22 protein-coding genes are annotated in these 19,624 nt (G+C 46.1%); 11 read left to right on the top strand and 11 right to left on the bottom strand.

Annotated elements, in window-relative coordinates:
* Positions 1–6 precede the first annotated feature (6 nt).
* Together V144x_RS10960 and V144x_RS10955 are read left to right on the top strand one after the other, a co-directional pair.
* Positions 7–1,140: a right-handed parallel beta-helix repeat-containing protein gene (locus V144x_RS10960; RefSeq protein WP_232102788.1), complete on the top strand. Its 1,134-nt coding sequence runs from the start codon at positions 7–9 to the stop codon at positions 1,138–1,140.
* Between the two features lie 270 nt (positions 1,141–1,410).
* Positions 1,411–1,974 (top strand): 2OG-Fe(II) oxygenase, encoded by a 564-nt coding sequence (locus tag V144x_RS10955; RefSeq protein WP_144985205.1) that lies wholly within the window; start codon positions 1,411–1,413, stop codon positions 1,972–1,974.
* Positions 1,975–2,071: 97 nt separating this feature from the next.
* Here the strand turns inward: V144x_RS10955 and V144x_RS10950 are convergent, their stop codons facing one another.
* Entirely contained in the window at positions 2,072–2,566 is a 495-nt protein-coding gene (locus V144x_RS10950; RefSeq protein WP_144985204.1) for a VOC family protein, read from the bottom strand.
* Positions 2,567–2,662: 96 nt separating this feature from the next.
* Positions 2,663–3,484, bottom strand: a complete 822-nt coding sequence (locus tag V144x_RS10945) for a helix-turn-helix domain-containing protein (protein ID WP_144985203.1) — start codon at positions 3,482–3,484, stop codon at positions 2,663–2,665.
* Positions 3,485–3,979: 495 nt separating this feature from the next.
* On the opposite strand from V144x_RS10945, the gene V144x_RS10940 reads away from it, so the two are divergent.
* The 5 genes from V144x_RS10940 (at position 3,980) to V144x_RS10920 (ending at position 8,335) form a co-directional block, all read left to right on the top strand.
* Complete coding sequence (locus V144x_RS10940) at positions 3,980–5,047, top strand: alpha/beta hydrolase (protein ID WP_144985202.1); 1,068 nt, start codon at positions 3,980–3,982, stop codon at positions 5,045–5,047.
* Between the two features lie 43 nt (positions 5,048–5,090).
* The gene (locus V144x_RS10935; RefSeq protein ID WP_144985201.1) at positions 5,091–5,480 is read left to right on the top strand and encodes a hypothetical protein; all 390 of its coding nucleotides are present in this window, start codon (positions 5,091–5,093) and stop codon (positions 5,478–5,480) included.
* Between the two features lie 241 nt (positions 5,481–5,721).
* Entirely contained in the window at positions 5,722–7,089 is a 1,368-nt protein-coding gene (locus tag V144x_RS10930; RefSeq protein WP_144985200.1) for a PQQ-binding-like beta-propeller repeat protein, read from the top strand.
* Between the two features lie 311 nt (positions 7,090–7,400).
* The gene (locus V144x_RS10925) at positions 7,401–7,649 is read left to right on the top strand and encodes a hypothetical protein (RefSeq protein WP_144985199.1); all 249 of its coding nucleotides are present in this window, start codon (positions 7,401–7,403) and stop codon (positions 7,647–7,649) included.
* A gap of 266 nt (positions 7,650–7,915) precedes the next feature.
* A complete protein-coding gene (locus V144x_RS10920; protein WP_144985198.1) occupies positions 7,916–8,335 on the top strand; it encodes a hypothetical protein in 420 nt (139 codons plus the stop codon).
* 77 nt (positions 8,336–8,412) lie between these two features.
* On the opposite strand, the gene V144x_RS10915 is transcribed toward V144x_RS10920, so the two are convergent.
* Positions 8,413–8,856 carry a hypothetical protein gene (locus V144x_RS10915; protein WP_144985197.1) on the bottom strand — a complete coding sequence of 148 codons (444 nt, stop codon included), beginning with the start codon at positions 8,854–8,856 and terminating at the stop codon, positions 8,413–8,415.
* A gap of 235 nt (positions 8,857–9,091) precedes the next feature.
* On the opposite strand from V144x_RS10915, the gene V144x_RS10910 reads away from it, so the two are divergent.
* Positions 9,092–9,553, top strand: a complete 462-nt coding sequence (locus V144x_RS10910; RefSeq protein WP_144985196.1) for a BLUF domain-containing protein — start codon at positions 9,092–9,094, stop codon at positions 9,551–9,553.
* 101 nt (positions 9,554–9,654) lie between these two features.
* Here the strand turns inward: V144x_RS10910 and V144x_RS10905 are convergent, their stop codons facing one another.
* From V144x_RS10905 to V144x_RS10890, 4 genes are all read right to left on the bottom strand, one after another.
* Entirely contained in the window at positions 9,655–10,311 is a 657-nt protein-coding gene (locus V144x_RS10905; RefSeq protein WP_144985195.1) for a nitroreductase family protein, read from the bottom strand.
* Between the two features lie 171 nt (positions 10,312–10,482).
* Complete coding sequence (locus tag V144x_RS10900; protein WP_144985194.1) at positions 10,483–11,256, bottom strand: class I SAM-dependent methyltransferase; 774 nt, start codon at positions 11,254–11,256, stop codon at positions 10,483–10,485.
* 107 nt (positions 11,257–11,363) lie between these two features.
* Positions 11,364–11,840 carry a T6SS immunity protein Tdi1 domain-containing protein gene (locus V144x_RS10895; RefSeq protein WP_144985193.1) on the bottom strand — a complete coding sequence of 159 codons (477 nt, stop codon included), beginning with the start codon at positions 11,838–11,840 and terminating at the stop codon, positions 11,364–11,366.
* Between the two features lie 150 nt (positions 11,841–11,990).
* Positions 11,991–12,488, bottom strand: coding sequence for a nuclear transport factor 2 family protein (locus V144x_RS10890; protein WP_144985192.1), 498 nt, complete (start codon positions 12,486–12,488; stop codon positions 11,991–11,993).
* Between the two features lie 173 nt (positions 12,489–12,661).
* On the opposite strand from V144x_RS10890, the gene V144x_RS10885 reads away from it, so the two are divergent.
* On the top strand, positions 12,662–13,237 hold the full coding sequence (locus tag V144x_RS10885) for a hypothetical protein (protein ID WP_144985191.1): 576 nt from the start codon (positions 12,662–12,664) through the stop codon (positions 13,235–13,237).
* A gap of 14 nt (positions 13,238–13,251) precedes the next feature.
* Here V144x_RS10885 and V144x_RS10880 read toward each other — a convergent pair whose 3' ends face one another.
* Positions 13,252–13,437 carry a hypothetical protein gene (locus V144x_RS10880; protein WP_144985190.1) on the bottom strand — a complete coding sequence of 62 codons (186 nt, stop codon included), beginning with the start codon at positions 13,435–13,437 and terminating at the stop codon, positions 13,252–13,254.
* 649 nt (positions 13,438–14,086) lie between these two features.
* Between V144x_RS10880 and V144x_RS10875 the strand changes: the two genes are divergently transcribed.
* Both V144x_RS10875 and V144x_RS10870 read left to right on the top strand, forming a co-directional pair.
* Entirely contained in the window at positions 14,087–14,587 is a 501-nt protein-coding gene (locus V144x_RS10875; RefSeq protein ID WP_197998863.1) for an FxsA family protein, read from the top strand.
* Positions 14,588–14,762: 175 nt separating this feature from the next.
* Positions 14,763–16,043 (top strand): outer membrane protein assembly factor BamB family protein, encoded by a 1,281-nt coding sequence (locus V144x_RS10870; RefSeq protein ID WP_144985188.1) that lies wholly within the window; start codon positions 14,763–14,765, stop codon positions 16,041–16,043.
* 29 nt (positions 16,044–16,072) lie between these two features.
* Here V144x_RS10870 and V144x_RS10865 read toward each other — a convergent pair whose 3' ends face one another.
* The 3 genes from V144x_RS10865 to V144x_RS10855 form a co-directional block, all read right to left on the bottom strand.
* A complete protein-coding gene (locus V144x_RS10865) occupies positions 16,073–16,498 on the bottom strand; it encodes a 3-hydroxyacyl-ACP dehydratase FabZ family protein (protein WP_144985187.1) in 426 nt (141 codons plus the stop codon).
* Positions 16,499–16,548: 50 nt separating this feature from the next.
* Entirely contained in the window at positions 16,549–17,976 is a 1,428-nt protein-coding gene (locus tag V144x_RS10860) for a phytoene desaturase family protein (protein WP_144985186.1), read from the bottom strand.
* Between the two features lie 250 nt (positions 17,977–18,226).
* Positions 18,227–19,612, bottom strand: coding sequence for a phytoene desaturase family protein (locus tag V144x_RS10855; protein ID WP_144985185.1), 1,386 nt, complete (start codon positions 19,610–19,612; stop codon positions 18,227–18,229).
* Positions 19,613–19,624: the final 12 nt, after the last annotated feature.

Genomic DNA, 19,624 nt, shown 5'->3' with positions numbered 1-19,624 from the left:
TCACGAGTGTACGCTTGGCAGGAGAGTTTGAGGGTTGAAGTTGCCGATCGCAGGGAACTAATCACGGCGGTCAATGAGGCAGAGCCCGGAACTCGTATTCTGATTGCCCCAGGTGAATATCGTGGTGGATTGACGTTTGCCGGTCTCCGAGGAACCAAAGAAAAGCCGATCGTTTTACAGGCTCGGGACTCGCGTCAGCCTCCGAAGATTGTTGCGGGCACTTCGGGCATCCACCTCCGCGGCCCCGCATACGTCGAATTGCGTGATCTTGTACTGACTGGTGCGACGGGCAACGGGCTTAACATTGACGACAGTGGAAATACGCAAAAACCGACTCGAAATATCGTCCTGCATAGACTTCAAGTGCGAGACGTCGGACCGAAGGGAAATCGTGACGGTATCAAGCTGTCTGGTGTGGACGACTTTGTAATCGAAGACTGTCAAGTGGAACGCTGGGGAGACGGAGGATCAGCAATCGACATGGTCGGTTGCCACAAGGGTAAGATTAAAGGCTGCAGGTTTCGGTATCGAGGAGATATCTTCGGTAGTGGAGTCCAAATAAAAGGGGGCAGTGCCGACATCATCGTCAGCCGCTGCCGTTTTGAAAATGCAGGTGGGCGTGCGATCAACATTGGCGGCAGCACCGGTCGTGATTACTTCCGTCCTGCGAATGCCACATACGAAGCAAAGAACATTACCATTGAAGATTGCACATTTATTGGTTCGATGTCCCCGATCGTGTTTGTTGGTGTGGACGGGGCGACTGTCCGGTATAACACGATTTACCGGCCAAAGCGCTGGGTGATGCGCATCCTTCAGGAATCACAGGAACCGAAGTTTGTTCCCTGTCGTAACGGTGTGTTCTCGAACAACATCATCGCCTTTCGATCAGATGAGGTTCGTACAATCATCAATGTTGGCGGCGGGACATCTCCAGAAACGTTTCGGTTTGCTAAGAACCACTGGTACTGCCTCGACAATCCACAGCGGAGCAATCGTCTCGGATTGCCGACGACAGAGATCAAGGGAAGCTACGGCAAAAATCCGAGTTTTCGTAATGCCGACCACGGTGATTTCAGGCTCCGCGATCAATCATCTGTACGGGATGCCGGAGTTCGCACAAAGCGAAATCGAGAATAGCAGCTCATTGAAAATGAGACACTGTTCAAGACAGGCAATGTGCTCACAACCACAGTGATCTAAAACGGCTTTATCAATTGATAGTCTGACGAGATTAAGCTTTCTGACGAACAGGATTGGTTGCTCATATTGCCTCGAACCTGTGCGAGACCCAGCGTGTCATATACTAAATACCATTCTCTTCAAATCAATTTATACACTGTCATAAATTCGATGCAGGAGAAACGGTCGATCTTTTGTAAGTCAACAAGACTTTTTGCGTGGAATTACATGTTTAATATTGATCCGAACCAGCCCTACATCCTCGAAGTCCCCGATGTCTTATCGCCGGAGGAATGTGCGCAATTAATCCAGCGCATCGAAAGACTCAAACCTGAGATTGCAACCATTAACACACTCAGTGGTACTGAAGTGAATCCGAACGTTCGCAATAATGACCGTGTTATGTTCGATGATCCAGAGTTAGCAGAAACGCTATTATCGCGTGTCGGTGAACGAGCGCCAAAACAAATCCATAACATGTCGCTCGTGGGAGCCAATGAACGTTTTCGATGTTACCGTTACAAGCCTGGTATGCAATTCCGAACGCACGCAGATGGTTCGTTCTATCGCGATGAATACGAGCAAAGTTGTTATTCGTTTCTTGTCTATCTCAACGAAGATTTCACTGGCGGTGCTACCACATTTGTGACAGACCCGGAAGTTGCCATTCAACCCCAAACGGGAATGGGGCTCATTTTTCAACACCCCCTCATGCATGAAGGAAGCTTAGTCACTTCAGGCGTCAAATACGTCGCGCGTACCGATTTGATGTATCGAAGATCTATGATCTAAATGACTAGCTAACAATTAAAACACTTCGAATTAGTGACATTGGTATATGATAAAGGACCGATTTTTAGAAGGTCATATTTGATTTATCATTCACACCTCACGAGGATGTATTCTTGCTGTCGGACTCGCCTTCTTTGAACATTTCATCAAATCGTCTCTGCATTTCTTCGGGTGACACATCCTCAATGTGCGAACCAAGTAACCATTCGTGACCGAATGGATCGAGTACTTTGGAGGATCGCTCGCCGTAAAACTGGTCGCGTGGTTCCATGACAATTGTAGCACCCGCTTCTGCAGCCTGCTGCGTCATGGTGTCCACATCTTCGACGTGGAGATGAACTGACGAGCCAGTGGGTACAGAATCCTGTGGTCCAAGGATTCCGTATTCCGGGTATTCGTCTGACACCATGATCGTTGCTTTACCAAACTTAAGTTCGGCGTGTCCTATGCGTCCACCCGGCTCAGTCAATCGAAAATCTTCTACAGCTCCGAAAGCGCGCTGGTAGAATTCAATGGCAGCGTTACAGTCTCGTGTTCTCAGGTAGGGATAGACTTCTTCGATTTGGTTGACAGGTCTCGTGTTGTCAGTCATCGCGTTGGCTCCTCATTAGCGAGTAGTTGGTTTATTAAACATCTGAGCTAGCATAGCCACCTGCACAAAACTTGTATTGGATAAAATTGTCGCCCGTCATTCCAGGATCATGTGATTCTTGCGATCTGCTTCGATCGGCTGATATTCCTCAGGCGTCACTCCTGAAAACGCACGAAAATCACGGATCAAGTGAGACTGATCGTAATATCCACAATCTAGCGCAATGCTGGCCCACTTGAGCGGTTTACCAGCTACGATCTGGTCCAGAACGGATTGAAAGCGTTGGATACGGCCGAACAACTTCGGAGTCAGTCCCGCGTAATCATGAAACAGTCGAATGAACCGTTTGGCTGGATAGCCCATTGAATCACTCACCTCTCGCACCCCAACCATGGCTGATGAAGCGCTAAACTGTTGAATTGCACTCATGATTGCCGGATAGTCATGAGATGGCTGAGTCAATCGGTCCAAGAGAACCTGTTCCAACACTGAGAAACGCGATGTCGTTGACGGTGCCTCCATCAGGCGCTCCCATACCTCAACGGCCTGTCGGCCCCAGAGTTCTTCTAACCCGCAATGTTGATCCATCAGTTCACTCAACGGAACGCCCAAAATGAGGGACGCACCACCGGGACGAAAATGAGCACCAACTGTCGGCGATGGCTCCGAGGTATCGAGTGCGAAGTGGTGAGAATAGGCCCCCGAAACAACTGCCCTACTGAAACATCGACCTGTTGTGTCGCGAGCATTATCAAAGATGCGTAGAGCACGATCTTCCTTTAGCTTGAAGACCAGTTCGACCGTACCGGTTGGCAGCAAGCGTTCCTTCTTATGAGATCGAGATTCACCATCAGAGTACCAGAGACAATCCACGAATTGGTCAAGAGGTTTTCTGAGATTTGTGCACAACTCAATCATATTATTTCACTCTTACGTCATTGCCAGTGTGACAGCAAATCAGGAAGCTATCGTAAACAACACACTTTTGTGATACAAGTAAATTCTCTGAATCAGAATCGATCAAGTTTCACAACCCAAATGAACTAATACTTTCATCTTCCCCACTCATTCATCTTCTTTGTTCTTGAGTTTCATAATTACCTGCACTGCAAAACTTAAAAAAAGTACCATTGAAACGACAAATACAAATCCACAACACATTAATTTACTGCCTTACAATGCCTCATTCTGTGTTTGATGAACGTGACAGATGGAAACAGCAATGTAAATAGACCTAGTCATCGATCTATTACCCAACCTTCAACCTTTTAACCATTCTAAAATCTCTGATCGCTTTTGTCGCCTGTCTTGTATTTTTCGATTGAGAAATTCAAAATGGATAGGAAATAGAGTACTCTAATATTCCTGTTCTCAATATTTCTCCCAAGTATCTACACAAAGCGATTGATTTTTATGTTGTTGAAATCCAAGTTCCAGTCAAATTATACCTGTTGTCTTATCACAATCGTTGTTGTTGGCTTTGCATCCAACATCGTGCTTTCTGCTGAGAAATATACGGAAAACCCAGGCGCGGAAGACAATGGGAATTTCGTCATCGGTCCCGAGTATAAAATCGATCCGGATCTCACTGATCAAGGTAATCCCAAGGGAAAGAATTTCGAATTCTCAATGCCTTTGGCAGAGAGCAAAATTTTTCCCGGTGATGATAAGACGCTCGATCCCAAAAAGCCCGTACGTGAATCGCGCAAGATTTTCGTTTACGTTCCAGCCGCCTATAAAGACGGCACGAAGGCACCCATTCTCGTGACCCAAGATGGACCGAGTCGTCTGAACCTGATTCGCAATGCATTGGATAATCTGACCGTCTCTAAGGACCCCAAACGCAAACTACCAGCGTTCATCGTCATTGCTGTACAGAACGGTGGTAACGATGGTAAGGGAAGCGAGCGCGGTCTGGAATATGATACGATGTCTGACCGCTATGCGCGATTCATCAATGATGAGGTTTTACCGGCTGTGCTGAAGAATGCAGAGATCAGAGCCGCTTACCCGAAGATTGCCTTTACAGAAAATCCCTGGGGCAGAGCTACGATGGGTTGCAGTTCCGGCGGTGCGGCTGCACTCACAATCGGTTGGTTCCGTCCTGATTTGTTTCGTCGTTTGATTACGTACTCTGGCACGTTCGTCGATCAACAGGATGATGATGCCCCCGAAGAAGCGAAGTATCCGCTCGGTGCTTGGGAATACCATTCCAGTATGAAGCTGATTGAAAAGAGTGAGAAAAAACCATTGAGAATTTTCACACACGTCGCAGAAAATGATCTTCGTGCCAAAGATCCGGAAGAGACTTATCATAATTGGGTGATGGCCAACAAACGTACGGCCGCAGCACTCAAGGCCAAAGGCTATGACTACCGATACATTTTCAGTCGTGGCACTCGACACTGTGACCGCAAGGTATTCGAACAAACGCTGGCAGACACACTGGTTTGGGCCTGGCATGGCTATCGTCCAGAATGATAGAACTGAAATACATTTTCCATCGATGTGAAGCATTCTCAATATGACCTTTGCTGCATTTATCGCCCCCTTTGCTAATTACCCACTGTTGCAGGAACGAGTCTTATCTGTCCTTCAGGCATTGCCCGTCGATGTGCAACGTGATTTTTTGGATGATCCTCGATTCGGAACTGCGATCGACAACTACGAGCCTGGGAAAGGCTGGACACTCTTCTTGCCCGCACCTGGCCCTATCGGCGAGGGAAGTCGTCTCGTGGTGCTGAGACCCAAACTGGAGATGGCGTCTGAATCATACGCGAAATACATCATCGCTCACGAGTTCGCCCATGCGTTTCTTCGAAACGGGGGTTGGGGCGAAATCACTGATGTGGAAGAAGCCGCCGATGCACTCGCGGCTTCATGGGGATTTCATAAACCAGCAACGTTTCGTTGAGATTGATATCGAGATCTGCCTCTTTACGACTTCTACTTCATACTGAATCTGTTCCTTCTACAGCTCGGCGAAATGAAAATGCTTAGTCTTGCGAGTCTTGCTAAATCAAGAGGAAATTCTCAAGTGGCGAACTAGACACAACTCGATATTTTTATTATGAAAGCTGTCCGAAAGCGGAAAATACACGAGCAGCGCCAAACTCGACTTTCCACCTGTGCTGGCTAATCTTTTGAGGTAGCTAATGACTGATTCAGTTCGATGGAACAAGATTCTCCGACATCTCTTGCTCTGCTTTTTGGTGCTGCTAGCGTCCGACCAGATTACCCTTGGCGAAGATTGGCCGCAGTGGAACGGTCCACGCCGTGATGGATCGGTGCACGAATCGGAGTTGTTAACGACGATTCCTTCCGATGGATTGAAGCTAGTCTGGCGGCAGCCAATCTCGTTTGGATACTCTGGTCCGATCATTGCCGATGGGAAGACATTTATCTTTGATTACAAAAAGGCAACAGGCGAAATCACCAACAACGCAGGCAAACGAGACAAATTGACGGGTAAAGAACGGCTACTGTGCTTCCATGCTACGACTGGCAAGCCGTTGTGGTCTTACGAATACGAACGGTCCTACGCCGTTTCGTATGGAGGGGGACCGAGGGCTACTCCCAGTTACCATGATGAGATGGTTTATGCATTGGGGGCTGAAGGTGATTTGACATGCGTTGATGCAAAGCGTGGAACAAAAGTGTGGCACATCAACTTTAAAGAACAATATGGAGCGAAAACTCCGTTGTGGGGTCATTCCGCATCACCACTCGTCTATGGCAATACTCTGATTTGTATGGTTGGAGGTGAGGGGAGTCTGGTTGTCGCATTTGACTTGAAGACAGGGAAAGAGCAGTGGCGTGCGCTTTCAAGTTCAGAAACCGGTTACTGTCCACCGACGATCGTGAAACATGGCGGTCGTGAGCAATTGATGATCTGGGACCCTGAGCAAATCAGCAGTTTGAACCCAACCAATGGAAAGCTCTATTGGCAACATCCGCTGAAGCCAGATTACGGTATGTCGATCCTACCGCCCATCAGTAATGGAGATCTATTATTCACGGGCGGTGAGGGTAGCAAGGGTGTGATGCTAAAACTGAAACGGAATGCTTCGGGAGTCGAGAAATTATGGGGAGGATCACCGAAGCGAGGAGTCTATCTCGCAACCAGTAATGGAATTTTTTATGAAGGATATTTGTACGGAGCCGATATTCGAAGTGGAGCCGTCATCTGCGCGAGGGGGGACACGGGCGAGCGACTTTGGCAGTCCGCCTTGCCCACAACCGGCTCGACACGAGGCCGTGGCGGTGCACACGGTACAGCATTCCTGATGAAGCTGTCCGGTCACAACTATATCTTATTCAGCGAAACAGGAGACATCATCTCCGCGGAACTCTCACCAGCAGGCTACCGCGAAACCGGACGTTTCCATGCCATCAAGCCAACCTCGAATACGATGGGCCGGACCGTTGTATGGACTTTCCCCGCGATTGCAGATGGCAGACTCTATTTGCGTAATGACAATGAAGCCGTTTGCTACTCGCTCGCGAATGACAGCACTAACTAAGTAGTCATACCGAGTGCTACTACACCTCCAGCTTTTCGAGCCGTGGAGCTAACATCTAACGACTGTCGTTCCAATCATATTCTGCTCGCTTTTAAGCCTGATCTCCGTTCATATCATGCAGATTACAACAGTTGTGTGTGGCAAAAGAGTTGTATCAACAGTGCATAAAAAAGCTGGGGGAAATCCCCTAATTTATGATGTAAAATGAGTGTTTGTACTAAGAAAAAGCTATTAGTTAAGAGAGTGTAGAAACTCGATAAGTATTAACAAGTAATTCTATTGAAAGTACAAATCATTAAAGGAAGTTGAGAATGATTTTAAAGAAAACTGGACAAATTAATGCGACCACCGATTCAGGTGAAACCGTCTTAATATCTAGTTACAAGAGAGTTCGGCATGAGTTTGATCTTGAAAAAGGATTTATCGAAATTGACGACAAAGTTCAATTTTTAGTAGATCACTACGGCAGACGGGTCAACTGTATCGAAAAAGGGAACTACCAAATTATCAACGGCAGAGAACTCATTGACGCCGCTTCTGATGACCCCGCAGCATTTTGAATAAGACCTAGATTTCTGTAAAGGAAAGACGGGGTATCGCTGCTCCGTCTTTTTTGATGCGCTCATAAAAGCCTAACACCATATTCTTTCTATGAGACTCCTGAGAAGTGAGAACAGAGTACTGCGACACTGTTTTTGGCAAATATCCCGCTGAATAACATTAATGTTGTTGCTATTTTTCGATTGTGATTCAAAATTACATTTATAGACAAAATCATCTTAGTCCTGAAAGTTCTTGAAGAAGCACACATCCCAGGAGCAATAACATGAACTCAGAAATTATTATGATGGTCATCATGCTGAGCCTGTATCGAATTGTGTCGTTATTGGTTGGTCTCGGTTTTGCTTATATGGGATATAAGTTATTTGATCACGGAGTCTTCGATAAAGCAGGAGACCTCTCTGCAGCCTGGGGCAAAAATCGACTCTTACTGAAACAGGCAGCCCCCGGGACTTTTTTCTCTTTGTTCGGTACCGTGATTGTTGTTGTTGCACTTTGGAAGGGCATGAGCTTTGATTTTACGAATGGAGCCCCAAAACTGACGGGAAACAGCCAGACATTTCGTTCCATAGGTCATCAATTGGACGATTTTGAAAATCAGTCAAACGACGAACTCTTTAATTTTGGTGGCGAAGCAGAAACAATTGTCCCGAGAGAAGCAGAAGCAGAAAGTACTCCAGAATAAAACACCATCGAATCTCTTCTGAAGTGAGCTGAAAGGACCTGATCACTTAATTTAATTCATCTATGTGCATAAAACGGTTAATTATGAAGCAGTTTTTTCCATTTGTTTTGTCGATGCCTGTAGAAAATATGAGCAAACAACCAAACAAATAATGTCCCTATTCCGGCATGGATTTCGACTTCGTCTGTATATTCAATCGTTTCATCATTCATCGCATTAAATTTGATAATGTGATTCCATGTGCTTGTTAAGCTACCATGTTCATGAGAAACGATCCGATTTTCTTCCTTGTTCAATTCGACCAAATTTATAATATGACTTCCAAGAGGCAAGATGCCAAAAAAGGATACTTGGAGTTTGTACTCGGTTCCCAGATCCCACTTTTCCGGAACAGGATGCCCTTGCTCCGGTTTAAATTTCAATATTGGCGAAGCAACATACATCAAAGAGGAAGTTTTTTGGAGTTCGTCCCACATTTGATTTTCGCTCGTTTTAATCACCGTCGATATTTTGGCTTTCATTTTACCCCCTGTAGACGGCTAACATTCAAGATAACCGAATTTAGAGTCAACCAAACACATTTAAGCCTGACCGAAATTAGCTGGCCATAGAAAAGTCTTTAATCAAATTACTGAAAAGAAGATGACTAAAGAGTTTTTTGATATATTTACCTCCCCATTAAACCGATAAAGATTATTAAATATTCAGAAAATGCGTGCTTTCATTAGTGATCTTCGTTTTACCGGTTAAATCTTTATGAAACTCTATCAACTGATCTATGTCAGTAAAAGTAGGGCTCCTATGACAAGAGCCGGATTAAATAAAATCTTAAGTGTTGCACATCAGAACAATACAAACCAGGATATTTCTGGGATTTTGGTTTATGATCGCGGCCATTTTTTTCAGGTCCTGGAAGGTGAATATAATGACGTCGAATCAGTATTTGCCAGAATCCAGGTTGACAAACGGCATTGTCGTGTCAACCGAATCATTTCCCACTCGATCCAGCGCCGCTACTTTGAGGGTTGGAAGATGGGATTTTATAATCTGGATGAGACAGAGGAATTCGACTTTTATAAACTGAAAAAGTGTATGAAATCACTCCAGGACGTGAGCACAATCAGCGAAATGCAAAACCTGGCAAAATATGCATTAAAAATCTTCATCGGTCTGAAAGAAAATTCGGTGTCACAACCAGAAGACCTGGTTGGCGGATAAGGGACTGATCTGAAAAAAACATTGCCTGTTGTGCTGTTTGTGTTCGAAACCGATTTCTAAGCAATCCGCTATCGATATTTACTGCCCTTTATTTGTTCATTTTAAATGGTCACTTCGCGAATCCACTCTTCACACCGATGATTTCGCTGGCTCCCCGCTTTGCGTTCCCGTGAATCATCTCTCATTTCCGGGTATTCGATAAAAACTGCCGCCAGCAGACGTTCCTCATTCGGAATGCCCAAATAACGAAACATCTCTGATTTTCGATATTTCCCACCACTCGACCAGTAGGTTCCCATGCCATGAGCGGTGAGAATCAGCAACAGGTTCTGAACCATGGCGGAAGCAGCAGCCAGATGCTCTTCATCACGTGCAAGCTGATCTTCCCGAGCGAGTTTCGAAGCATTTTGTGATTCGAGGTCATAGAACTCTGGCAACCATGTCACGAGTACTAACGCGCTGCATGCGGCAGTGAGTCTGGGTTCTTTGGTAGTGACGTTTAACTCATCGCGGAGGTAGTTCGCCGCTTTTTTGACATCCTCGTGCCATAAAATATGAGCACGCCACGGTTCTGCAATCTCCTCCACTTTCCGCGGATAATGAAACGGCGCCCAACCAGCGGTCTTAATCGCCTGAAGCACGATTTCCCGATTGCGTTCAGCAATGTCTGCAGGAACGGGCTTAAATTCCTCGACGTCACACAGCACTTTCTCAGTCTTGCGAGTTCGGATTACATTTTCAATTGTCTTATAGTCCATATTCGATCCATAGAGCCTGATCAACAGGCAAGGCTAAGCTTGAAAATTAATTAATAATTTCACAATTCAGAGAATTCAACTCTGTCATCTATCCCGCAAATGATATGGAGCGGAAACGTGCCCTTCAAGAGACAACCGATTGCTTTTATTCACATTAGATATAGATCAAAATCAGGTTCTGGAGATTTCACTCGCTTTGCCAATAAAAAAGCAATATCCGAAGCTGTCTCTGCAATCCTTCCATACATCGATTTCTCTCTGCAGGCTGTCGGCGAATAATTGAGCTGTTGCATCTGTTAAACGGTTCGACCGAAAATCATTTACATGGTCCTGTAGTGGGCCGTAGTAGTTTTGCCAGTCTGCTGATGGGAGGACGAAGTGATCAACGGGATCAAATCCCGAAACGCACATTCTCTTCAGGTTCTCATCCACTGTCGTCATTAAGGGATATTCAGCATCCCAGAACTCCTTCGCATTGTGTGGTGGTTCTGTTGTCAGCCACACGGCTTCTGTTACCGCGATATACCCAGCTGGCTTCAAAAGAGGCTTCCACAATCGCAAGCCATGCTCATATCCAACATTGTAGATTGCACTTTCCGACCAGATCAAATCAAAAGAGTGGTTTGCAAAAGGTGGATTTGTCATATCAGCTTTAACGGTCGTGATCCGATCTGCCAGTCCCTCACGAGCGGTTACCGCATTCAATTTATCGAGAAATGGCTGGTGAATGTCCACTGCTGACAAGTGACAGGGGAGACTTCGAGCCAATGGAATCGATGCGACCCCCGCACCGCATCCGAACTCCACAATTCGAGGAAGTTCGGGCAGATCATGTAGCAGTGAAAACGCTTTTAGAGTAGATGCCTCACTGCCTGGTCCCTTACGTTTCACTCCCTCGTAAAACGAGAAAACCATATCCATCGGTGGCTCAGTCTGTTCTGTCAAGGCGCAATTTCTTTCTTCTTTTCATGATCTCTGTCAGTATTGACTCTTGGCTTTTCTATTGAAATTAAAAGAAATCTGGTTTCGCTTTAAGGATGAATCAGGAATCATCATTCGATCTTGATGTCTGAGATGGGTGTTCCATCTGGTAGATCTTTGACCTGCTGGTGGATTTGTCCATGGATACTGACATGAACCCCAACATCCGTTACCTCAACATTATCACTATCATCGTTCCCGCCAAGTACAAGCGGTTGTTTATGGCTGTAGACCTTTTGTGATTCTAGATTTTTTCCCGCATTGCGTAATTGCACAACGCGCGATGGAAAAAAGTGGTCGGTCACGAATTGTGTATCGGAAAGTAATCCCTGAAACGAAGGACCATCGTCGGCAATAGGTATGACGAGGCCTTCAACCATGTCGATGAAGTAGACGGCTCCTGATTCACTTTGAGCAAAGACATCACCCATCGCCGTGAGCAGGACAGGTCTCAGCGGTTCAGGCATTGCCCATGTCCAGTCGCTCAGAAGAGAGTCGAAATCAATACCTTCAGGACTAATCGTGAGATCATTCATTGTGATCGCCATAAAAACCTCGTGCTTTTAAAATATCGTTTTCGAAGAATGCCCAATTACCTGTTGAAGTTTCACTACTTCTTCAAAATCACATTATCAAGCTGTAAGTTCGATATCAAATCAACAGTCCGCATCGGGGTCTGCCTCCTTTTAACCCTACTGCTATGCGGGATCTCCCAGCCTCTGGAACACATCCAGCAATTGCTGAAACAGGGGCGCCAACTCTGGGTCCGTACCAAGCAGATCCAACTCAGGATCTTCCGGAAGCGGGTCTGCGGCAACCCAGCGGCGCGAGAACAGCCAACGTCCGTCGACTTTGAGAACCTCGTCGTCATAGCGCCCCAGAAAGGCGAGTTTGTAGCCCTGCCTCGTCGCAAAGATGACCACGGTAGTCGATTGTCCTGTGGCGCGCTGCCCACTTGAATCGATTTCGAACAGCAACGATGTATTGAGATGCCGCGATCCTAGCTCTTTGTGAACTTGGCCATATGCTGCAATCTTGTCTCGACCGCGCAAGGCGACGTCACCGAATCCGAACGATGCGTCTTCGGTGAAACAGTCGGTCCAACCTTCGATGTCGTGGCGATCTATAGTAAGCGTGTAACGCGCACATAGCTCGTGAATCTTCTGTTTCTCGATCCAGATCTCCAATTCAGTCATTGCAGAACCTTTCGTTTTCTCGACTTATCGAATGCTACCTAACTTGATCTAAGATATGGAATCAGACCTATAATCACTTGCTTTCAATTCTCAATAGGGATCCTTAACAAACTCAAATTATCTCGTCGTAGTTAAGACATCAAGTTATTTTCTAAAAATAGAGTATCCTGTAAATGAATATTCGACAGACAATTCACCTTCGGAATTTGCCTGATCAACCTATTCTTCGATATAATGGCACTTGGTGCGGTATCATATTTCGTCTGGATCTCAATTACGACTACTTCTCAATTGGTATCACGATGACCTCATCCATTCGACAAGAAATGAAATCCGTTATCAAATGGGGTGTGATCGCCTTCATCGTTATCAATGCCTTTTCATGGAACCCTGGTTGGGGTGGTCGAAATGACCGCAAGCCTGGTCGCGAAATCGAAAGGTATTTTGGCTGGCCAGCCTGTTTTTATTGCGACCATTGGCGGTCAGATCATCCACATGAGATTGTATTACCTGCCTACTTCCCAATAATCCCAATTAGCCGCGAGATGTACTTTGTTTATTTCAGTAGTTCTCTCCTTGCATTCTTTTTGAACGCAATTTTTGTTGCTTGTATAGCCGGTATGTGCTTTTTATTTGTTCTATTCGAAGAGAAGAAGCTGAATGCGTGGACGAAGTGGCTCGGAATCGGACTGGCTTTGATTGCCGTAACGATCTTTCTTTTTGGTGATGAGGTCAGTACCTTTTTGTGATGTTGTCCGGTAAATTACGGTTTACTGACGATAACCTCATCCCCATGTTTTTTTTGATTCAGATTTCCATGCCATTTTGCTACCTGCTCATACAACACCACTGTTGGATATTCATCTCTGCGTTTTCGAGCGATATCAGATAGAATCGTTTCGTGTGAGTTTTGTTTCGCCTGTGTGGGGACAGAGTCTGTTCTCTTCACACTACGGGTTTTATTTGACGCTTTTGGAAAAGAAGTCTGCGATGTTGTGTTTCTTTTTTCGTAATTTGGATCTGCTTTCTGGTTGGGGAAAGATTTGTTGGTTGAGATCTGACTATCTTTGCAAATGGCGCAGGTGGGTCAAGTTTGATATTTGCGCAGTTTTGTCTGAGGGTTGGTACTTTCGTGACCAGTGGATCGCTGAATTATGCTCTGGCAGAGTCAAATTGAGTACAAATAGTAGTGAAAATTGGAAACCGGTTTCTAGCTTGCCAACAAAAATCTTTCTCAAACGAGTGGGTTTTATAGTGATAACATCCGCAGGAGAATTTAAATTCAGCATCCAGAAATTTTTCACTCGCGCGCGCGACGCAAAAGTGAGTAATTTCGTCAGAGGCGCGGCGGTGTCAAGTTGAAAATAAGTACTGAAAATGGCAAGGAGCTTTCTCCTGAAATGACTTCAAACTGAAAGGCCGTTTGAGATTAGCCCCTGCCCTGATATCACGATGAGCGCGGCTGGTTGTGAAATTTTTGAGAATTCGTTCAATGAAATCCTTTCTGGGATCAGAAGAGTGGGGATGTTCAGCAACATCTGTTTGGTATAGAATAGCCATGAGTGTCTTTTGTAATCTTAAACGATTGGTAGTTGATTGTGCTGTTACGGCTGTTTCTTTTATTCACGATCATTCCTTTGGCAGAACTCTGGCTGCTGTTGTGGTTCAGTTCGCTGACCAGTCCTACCGTTACGTTTGGATTGGTTGTCTTGACGGGAATCCTGGGTGCCTGGCTGGCGCGGAAGCAGGGTTCGCAGGCGTGGAAAAAAATCCAACAGAATATGGTACAAGGACAACCTCCAACGGAAGTGCTGCTGGACGGGTTGATGATTTTGATCGCGGGTGCGTTTTTAATCACTCCTGGTATCATGACCGATCTGGTGGGATTCAGTCTTTTGATTCCCGCATTTCGAGAATTACTGAAAGTCAGAGTGGGTGAATGGGTTAAACAACGGGCGATGATGCAGGTTCAGGCTCAATCCAGTTTTCAGTCTGGCAGCGGAGGATTTCAGGACTTTACACAGCCGAGCCCTTCCGTAAAAGAAGAGGATATTATTGACGTCGAATTCGTTCGTAAAGAATCTTCAGAATCAGATTGAAGGCGCTTTTCAATTGCATCGAGTGTGACGGCTCTTATAATCAGAATAGCAGGGGAAACGCCCCTTGCTAATTAACTTCCTTTAGTTATTACCCTTTGATTCTGCGTTTATTGTTACCGCAGATCGACTCCTGTTTTCCTTCCTGCTTCATTTTTCTTCAACTCAGGAATCAGCAATGGCTGCGATAAAAATACGATCTCTGTTTTCCGCTTTCACCTGCGTTGCCGCCTTGATTTCAACAGCCATGGTTGCCTCTGCCGAAGAACCATACTGGAATCAGTTTCGCGGGCCTCACGCAGATGGGACTTCGAAGGCGACTGGACTACCTGTGAAGTGGAGTGAGAAAGAAAATATCGTCTGGAAAACACCCATTCATGGTCGCGCCTGGTCCTCTCCTGTCGTCTGGAAAGATCAAGTCTGGGTCACTACAGCGACCAAAGATGGTAAAGAATTGGGCGTTGTCTGCGTTGACTTGAATAGCGGTAAGATTCTGCACGACAAAAAAATCTTTGATGTCGAGAAGCCACAATACATTGACCCCAGCAATTCACATGCTTCAAGCACACCAGTGATTGAAGAGGGTCGGATCTATGTGCATTACGGTGCTTATGGAACCGCGTGTCTGGATACCCAAACGGGAGATGTTCTCTGGTCGCGTCGGGATTATCCCTGCAATCACTGGCGGGGTGCGGGATCGTCTCCGATCATTTACAAGAATCTGCTTATCTTGCAATTTGATGGTTATGACTATCAGTATGTCGTTGCACTCGACAAGAAAACGGGCAAGGAAGTCTGGAAAAAAGATCGCGACATCGATTACAAAACCAAGAACGGCGACTTCAAAAAAGCGTTCGCGACACCTCGGGTTATTGAGCATGAAGGGCGCGTGCAGTTAATCAGTCCGGCGGCGAAAGCAACACTCTCTTACAACCCGCTCACGGGAGACGAGTATTGGAAGTTTTATTACCCGCAACACTCGGCTGCGAATCGTCCGTTGTATGATGGCGAAAAAATTTACATCGGTACCGGGTTTGGTAAAGCGCATTTATACGCTGTCAGTCCGAGTGGTAAAGGCGATGTGACCGAATCGCATGTGAAATGGATCGAGCAAAAAGGAATCCCTTCAAAACCTTCTCAGCTCTTAATCGACGGGATGCTGTTTATGGTGGATGACAAAGGAATCGCTTCTTGTCTGGATGCGAAGACCGGAAAACTGATCTGGAAAGAACGGATGGCACGGAGTGCCTTTTCGGCTTCACCCATTTATGCCGATGGTAAAATTTATATGGCCGACAAGACAGGCTTAACACGCGTCATTAAACCTGCGAAGAAGTATGAAGAACTGGCAGCGAACAAATTGGATGACGGCTGCATTGCTTCACTGGCAGTGGCCGGTAAGTCGATCATTCTACGAACGGAGAACAACTTGTATCGGATTGAAAATAAAAAACCGTAGTCTGCCTGAAGGGTGACCGCGTATCCGATTTATTTATCGGTCGCGGTAACAGCGAACTCCAGTCGGGCGGCGGTCTCACCGCCGACCATAATCTTACCTGTAAAAAAGTAGGCCGCCCCTAAACGCTCCTTTAAGTTCACATGGATGTCCAACGTTTCGCCTGGCTTCACCATGCGTCGAAACTTGGTATTGTTCAAGCGGGTTGCCACGGGAACTTTATCGCCGGTTTCAACACCTAATTTTGCGATAAACACAGCAGATGCCTGCATGGCCGCTTCACAAAGAAAAACACCGGGCAGAATCGGGTTGTCGGGATAATGACCTTGAAAGAAATCAGAATCGGGAGAAACTAATTTCCGGGCATGAATTCCGTTTTCTTCCAGCGAGACGATTTCATCCAACCATAAAAAAGGTTCGCGGTGAGGAATGCAGGCTTTGATATCATCCAGATTCACGAGATCGTTCCGTTTCTTTTTCTTGAAATTAGTTTAGCACTGAAAGCAAATCAGATACGAGCGGCCGCAGGCGTCAAAAATTTATCAACATCATTGCTGACGATCACGCCGTAATTGACTGCTCCCAACCACCCCGACATGATAATGCCAACGGACCCGGCGTGATACAAGCCTTCAATTTGCTCGGGTAGTTCTTTGCTGATTTTCAGCCCTTCGAACTTGGTGCCGAAGGAAGCACCTTGTAGATGCTGCGTATAACGTTGGAAGGTGCGCGGGGTAGATGCTTCGAGATGATCCACACGATCCCGAATGTTGGGCACGTATTGTTCCAGGCAATCGAGAGTGGTTTCAATCAGATGTGTTTTATCGGTTTCGTACTGCTCTTCAGGCAGGTCGGCCCAATCTCGGAAATTGGCGTTGGTGGAAGAGACGATAAGAGAACGATCGCTTCCAGGCCGTGTCTCCGGATAATAGAACGAGAATGTCCGGCTGCTGACATCTTTACTGAGCATGGCTTTGATATCAAAACCATTGTGTTCTGAATGGAAGAGAAGATCGCCGCAGAAATCAAGTTCATCTCCCGGTTTCAAAGCGATGTAAACCTGAGTGCTGCTGTTATTGAGCCGAACGGCTTTGGCTTCCTCAACGAATTCCTGATCGAAGTGTTCTTCTCCGACGAGATTCAGAATCGTACCTTTGATATTGGAGTTCGACATGATGGCTTTACAACCAATACGCCGTCCGTTAACGACAACACCGGTCACTCTGCGATCGGGCGTAACTTCGATTTTCTCGACCTGAGTCCGAATTCGCACGTCGACACCGTTGTGTTCCATTTCGGCTTTAATCAGCTTAACAAGTCGATCAGTCCCACCACGAAAGGTGTAAACACCTTTCTGCATGAAATTGGAAAAGACAATTCCATAGGTAATGGCGGGGTCTTCCAGTGTCGATCCGTTGGCGTAGGAAATGGGTTCCATCAGCAGCCGCACAACGTCGTCTCGACCGGGGAAGAATTCCTCGAATAGTTCGCGAGTGGTTTTGCCCTGGTCATCAAAGAAGTTCATCTTACGGGCTGTATCAAAAAAGTTTTTGACTGTTTCCGATTCGATGCCGAATTTTTCGATTAGCAATCGCGTAAAGTCTTCGCGAGTAAAAGTAGTCTCCAAAGAAAACTGCGGGTTTTCAAACCGAACCCCTCTCAAGGGAACGATCGAATCAGCGATTTCTTGAGTCCAATATTTACGGCAACTCTTGAGCATTCCATAGGGGAAACCGTGCAGGGAGATATCAAAAATATGACCGTTCTGGCGTTTGAACCAGGTCGCCATCCCACCGAGTTGGTAATGATGCTCCAAGAGTAGTACGGAATATCCTTGTCGAGCCAGAATGTTGGCAGACGTCATTCCCGCCAAACCACTGCCGATGACAATGACATCATATTCGTCTTTTGCGTCTTTCAAAAAATCTTTGGGCATAATTACTCAGCGTCGTATCCAGTTCAGCAGATTAGAAAAGAAGGGATAGCGAGACCTCACATATCCTGCATGTACTCTATCACAATGCTTCTCTTGTTTATCGAAATTTCAAGACTTTGTCTACTAAACTGGAGCAATTCAGGATGCTGTGACAAAAGTGTGACAATTCAACAAGTAGTAGCGGAAAAATGTGTCTCTTTTCTCAGATGATGATTCAAGAGTACAGCATGTTTCTCAACCATCAAAACGTTCATTTTGGGTTGAGTAAATGGAGATTCGCAATGCTGATTCCGGAGAGCATGGAGCCAATAATTCCCAGAAACCCCTGATCAGTACCACACAAGAATAAATTATTGAACGGCGTTGTGCCGTCCAGAATTTTCTGAGGTGCCCCGTAGACACAACCATTAATATGGCCTGTGAATTTTTTGATGGTCCGCGGAGTGAAGGTATCGACGTCGGTCACGTGAGGGCGGAAATCAGGTATAAACCTCAGGGATGACTTCAGAATCTGATCATACCAATGTTCTTTCTCCGCGATGTATTTTTCCTCAGGCAGACTCATCCAATAATCGGGATTTGCCAGAGCTGTGATCCGGATCGATCCCTCTTCCAATGGCTGATTGTATTCAAAGTTATTGGGAGAGCAGATGATGCCACTGCGGATGTCGACCGGTTCTTTTGACTGCTCGTAGTAGAAGTCTTCTGAGTCATTATAGAACACGATCGTTTCGTCGTGTCCCAGTTCGGCTGGTTGCCGATCGAGAACGGAAATCGTTTCAACAAACGAAATTTCACCGGGAGTAAATCGATCATCTTGAGGCACGTCTGCGCCGCACATTTCTAATGTTTCCGCGGAACCGGCTGAAGAAAGCACATTTTTTGCTTCGAGAACCTGACCATCATCGAGCATCACACCTGAAATATGATTTCCATCCGTCAGAAGTTGCTTCACACCGGCCCGTAGTTTGAGTTCGCCTCCCAAAGATTTAAATTTTTTGACCAGGTTTTTGAGAATCAGACGAATCCCTTTATAAGGACGGGCAAATCCTTCCTGGTAAATACTGCGAAACATAATGACGAACTGGTTGAAGTCCATATCATGTTCGGAAGGGCTCCCATAAAACATGAGCGGGCAAAGCAGCATATTTATCAGGAGTGGATCAGAAATGTGAGCCACCATGCGTTCTCGGGCAGATATCCAGGTTTGTCCCAGATCACCGATATTGTGCGTGTCAATCTCCGTAACCAGATTACGAAAGCCATCAATCTGCTGCGGAAACTGTTCGGCAATTTGTGCTTCGAAATAATCGAATTGATTATTAAAGCGGAGTGTATGACCTGGAAAGACAACCGAAGAACCGCATTGCGGGCTTAAGTCAAAATCTTCCCATTGAAAACGAAGTTGCCTGAGAATTTTATTGAGTGGTCCCCGTTTTCCACCAGGAGGGGAGTAGTTGGTGACGGCGTGCAGACCCACATCGTGATTTCGACCTCTCAGGCGATAGAACGAGTTCAGCCCGCCAATCGTGGTGTGCCTTTCAAGAATGCACACCTGCTTCCCATAATAGGCCAGCCGGATTCCAGCAGCCAACCCGGAGAGGCCAGCACCAATGATGATTGAATCATAACTCATGGCGGAGGGAAT

Source organism: Gimesia aquarii (assembly GCF_007748195.1).
GTDB classification, from domain to species: domain Bacteria; phylum Planctomycetota; class Planctomycetia; order Planctomycetales; family Planctomycetaceae; genus Gimesia; species Gimesia aquarii.
Note: the sequence above shows the minus strand (reverse complement) of the source record. Positions and strands in the feature narration are given on the sequence as shown.